Genomic DNA, 3,724 nt, shown 5'->3' on the forward strand with positions numbered 1-3,724 from the left:
CTTGGGGCGGACCCCCGGGCTTCTCGGATCACCGAACGGGTGGGCGGGTGGGAAAAACTCTTCGTAGCCCCAAGGGAAAGCCGCCAGTCAACCGCAACCCATGCAGTACACGATGCGGAAGGCGCCACCCTCGTAGTCACCTCAAACCCGGCCCTCTGGCAAGACACCAAGGACACCCGCGCAAAACTCGGCCCGGTCCTCCTCTACGACCCCACCCACCTCTGCGACACCCCGGCCCGCCTCCACTGGTCCCCCACCACAGGCTGCGAGGACAAGCAGACCGCGGTCTCCAGAGCCACCGCGCTCCTGACCCCGGTCCGCCCCACCTCCCGCCTCGACCAGGCGGTCAGCGACACAGCCGAAACGCTCCTTCGCAGCTACCTCCACGCCGCGGCCATCGACGGCCGCACCATCCGGCACGTCCACCGCTGGTCCCAGGGCGCCCAGATCCAGGACGCCGTACGCATCCTCCGTACTAACCCGAAAGCGGCCCCGGGCGCGGCAGGCGAACTCGAAGCCGCGCTCACAGCCCACCCGAAACGCCGGGACATGGCGCAGGAGTTGAACACCAGAGCCCTCTCGGCGCTCTCCACGGTCAACATCCGGGAATCCTGCAACCCAAACCGAACTGATGCCCTTACCTTGGATTCCTTCGTCCATGAAGGGGGCACGCTTTATGTGGTGGGTGAATCCATCGAGGACCCCCGAGCCAACCCGGGCGCCATGCCACTCCTGACGGCCCTCGCCGCAAGCGTGGTCGAGCGCGGCCGGCGCATGGCCGAACGGTCATCCTCCGGTCGCCTCGACCCACCACTGACGCTCGTCCTGGACGACGTCGCCGCCGTGGCTCCGCTTCCCCAACTGCCGGAGCTGCTGGCCACCGGAGCGGACCGGGGCATGCCGACCCTGGCCCTGCTCCGGTCCCGGGAACAGGCCCGCTCCCGCTGGCCGCACGACGAACTCCCGGTGTGAACCGACGAGTCGGCCCCGAGCGGCCGGCTCGTCACGGCCGTTCGATGACGAACTCCCACTCGGACTCCTCCGACCCCCCACCGAGCGGCACGGTCACCCCACTCGGAACGAACCCCACCTTCCGATAGAACCGCTGCGCCCGCCCGTTCTCCTCGTGCACGATCAGCCGCACCCGCTCCACACCACGCGCCCACGACCACTGAAGGGCGGCGTCGAACAGCACCTCGGTCAGCCCGATCCCGCGCTCCTCGGGCCGCACGAACACGGCGACGACGTGCCCCTGCTTCCGCTCCACCGGAAACCCGGCCCAGTCGGTCGTCCCCGGCTCCTCGACCAGCACGGTCAACGTCCCGACCCACCGCCCGTCCGGCCCCTCGGCGATGATCGTCTGCGCCTGCTCGGCACCCTCACAGGCCCCGGCAGCCCGCTCCTGCCAGAAGGAGTCGGGCTGGGCCACGGCCTCCTCATAGGTCGTCAGATAGGCGATCGGCGCGACCGGATCCCGCAGCGCGGCCAACCGCAGCTCCTTCGCGGCGACCCACTCGTCGGCACGTATCGAACGGATCACGTAGGCCCCGGGGCTCGTGGTGCTCATGGCCGCCACCGTAGTACCTGGGTACGACATCCCTCACCCGGAATACGGCCTGCGGCTCTGTGCCGTCTGCCGGAAACCCAGCACGATGGACGGCGTGACGGAAGAGCGAGGGACAGAACCCCTCACCCAGCACATACACCGCATCACCCGACGCGTGCGGGCCTTCGACCGGCGCCATCCGCTCGTCTGGGACCTGCACCTCACCGGCTTCTGGGTGACGGCCGCCCTCATCGACTACTACGGCGGCGGCTGGCTCAACGTGGCCCGCGACCGCGACAACCCCGGCTGGCTCGTCCTCACCCTGAGCCTCGGCCTCTCCGTCCCCCTCCTCCTGCGACGCACCCACCCCCGGGCCGTTCTCCTCCTCATAGCCCCCTTCGCCCTGGTCAACGCCTGGACAGGCATCGCCCTCCAAGCGTTCCTGCTCCAACTCCTCGTCATCTCCCACATCGCCCTGCGCCGCCCACCGCGCCATCTGTGGTGGGCGGCAGCCCTGATGACGGCGCCCATCGCCGTGATGGCCGCCCGCCACCCACAGGGCAGCCCGGACCAGGACATCGTCCCCGTGCTGATGTCCATAGCCGTGGCGACCGCGATCGGCATCACCGTCCGCACCCGCCGCGACCACACCGAGGCCCTCGAGGACCGCGCCCGCCGCCTGGAGATCGAACGCGACCAGCAGGCCCAGCTCGCCGCCGCGGCCGAACGCGCCCGCATCGCACGCGAGATGCACGACATCATCGGCCACAACCTCTCCGTCATCACCGGCCTCGCCGACGGCGGCAAGTACGCGGCCGCCAAATCCCCGGAACGCGCCACCCAGGCCCTGCACGCCATCGCCACCACCAGCCGCCAGGCCCTCGGCGAACTACGCCGCCTGCTCGACGTCCTCCGCGACGAGGACCACGCCCGAGCCCCCCAGCCGGAACTGACCCCCCAGCCCACCCTCACCGACCTCGCCCAACTCCTCGAAGGCGTACGAGCCGCGGGCCTCCCCGTCCACACCACCACCCACGGCACCCCCACCCTCGCCCCGGGCCGCCAACTCACCGTCTACCGCGTCATCCAGGAAGCCCTCACCAACACCCTCAAACACGCCGGCCCCGGCACCACAGCGGCCATAGAGCTCTCGTACGAGGAGAAGGGCGCCGTCACCGTCACGGTGACCGACACCGGCGGCACAAGCCCCGCCCACCCCGCTCAACCCCCTGGCGGCCGTGGCCTGCCCGGAATGCGCGAGCGAACCGCCCTGTACGGCGGCACACTTGAAGCCGGCCCACGCCCGCACCCGGAACAGGGCTGGCGCGTCCACCTGCACCTCCCGGAGGAAACCCCGCAGTGACCACCGTCCTCATAGCCGACGACCAGTCCCTCCAGCGTTTCGGCTTCCGGATGCTCCTGGAGAGCCAGGACGACATGACCGTGCTGGGCGAAGCGGCCAACGGCAGCGAGGCGATCCGCATGACCGCGGAGCTGAGCCCCGACGTGGTCCTGATGGACGTCCGCATGCCCGGCCTCGACGGCATCGAGGCCACCCGCCGCATCACCGCCTCCGGCGACCGCACCCGCGTCCTGATCCTCACGACCTTCGACCTCGACGAATACGCCTACGCCGGCCTCCGCGCGGGAGCCTCCGGCTTCCTCGTCAAGGACGCCCAGCCGGAGGAGCTCCTCTCAGGCATCCGCGCGGTGGCCACGGGCGACGCGGTGGTCGCCCCGAGCCTGACCCGCCGCCTCCTCGACGCGTACGTCCACCATCTACCGAAGCAGAACCCGGCCGGCACCCAGGAGCCGACACCTATGGACCCGCGCCTGGCTCCCCTCACCGACCGCGAACGCGAAATCCTCACGGTGATCGGCCAGGGTTGGACCAACACGGAGATAGCCACTCGCCTCCATCTGGCCGAGTCCACCGTGAAGACCCACGTGGGCCGCATCCTCGCGAAGACGAACTCGCGGGATCGGATCCAGGCGGTGATTCTGGCGTACGACGCCGGGCTGGTGATCCCGTCCTGAAACGCGAAAAGGCCCACACCGTAAGGTGTGGGCCTTTTCTAATATTTGTTCGGCGGCGTCCTACTCTCCCACAGGGTCCCCCCTGCAGTACCATCGGCGCTGTAAGGCTTAGCTTCCGGGTTCGGAATGTAACCGGGCGTT

The 3,724-nt window shown here is 69.7% G+C and carries 4 protein-coding genes and 1 rRNA gene; 3 read left to right on the plus strand and 2 right to left on the minus strand.

The genetic code is table 11. The annotated features are described in order from the left end of the window. Positions 1-972 (plus strand): type IV secretory system conjugative DNA transfer family protein (locus KUM44_RS22425; RefSeq protein ID WP_254389923.1); only part of this gene is annotated, 972 nt, incomplete at its 5' end. A 31-nt stretch (positions 973-1,003) separates the two neighbouring features. Here the strand turns inward: KUM44_RS22425 and KUM44_RS22430 are convergent. Then, a complete protein-coding gene (locus tag KUM44_RS22430; RefSeq protein ID WP_217210339.1) occupies positions 1,004-1,567 on the minus strand; it encodes a GNAT family N-acetyltransferase in 564 nt (187 codons plus the stop codon). 85 nt (positions 1,568-1,652) lie between these two features. Between KUM44_RS22430 and KUM44_RS22435 the strand changes: the two genes are divergently transcribed. Together KUM44_RS22435 and KUM44_RS22440 are read left to right on the plus strand one after the other, a co-directional pair. Next, the gene (locus KUM44_RS22435) at positions 1,653-2,909 is read left to right on the plus strand and encodes a sensor histidine kinase (protein ID WP_217210342.1); all 1,257 of its coding nucleotides are present in this window, start codon (positions 1,653-1,655) and stop codon (positions 2,907-2,909) included. Further along, positions 2,906-3,583, plus strand: coding sequence for a response regulator transcription factor (locus KUM44_RS22440; RefSeq protein ID WP_217210340.1), 678 nt, complete (start codon positions 2,906-2,908; stop codon positions 3,581-3,583). Before KUM44_RS22435 ends, KUM44_RS22440 begins: the two co-directional genes overlap by 4 nt. 47 nt (positions 3,584-3,630) lie before the next feature. Here the strand turns inward: KUM44_RS22440 and rrf are convergent. Then, positions 3,631-3,724: ribosomal RNA gene (gene rrf, locus KUM44_RS22445) — 5S ribosomal RNA — on the minus strand; the annotation flags it as partial.

This window comes from Streptomyces sp. AC550_RSS872 (assembly GCF_019049285.1).
Classification (GTDB): Bacteria; Actinomycetota; Actinomycetes; order Streptomycetales; family Streptomycetaceae; genus Streptomyces.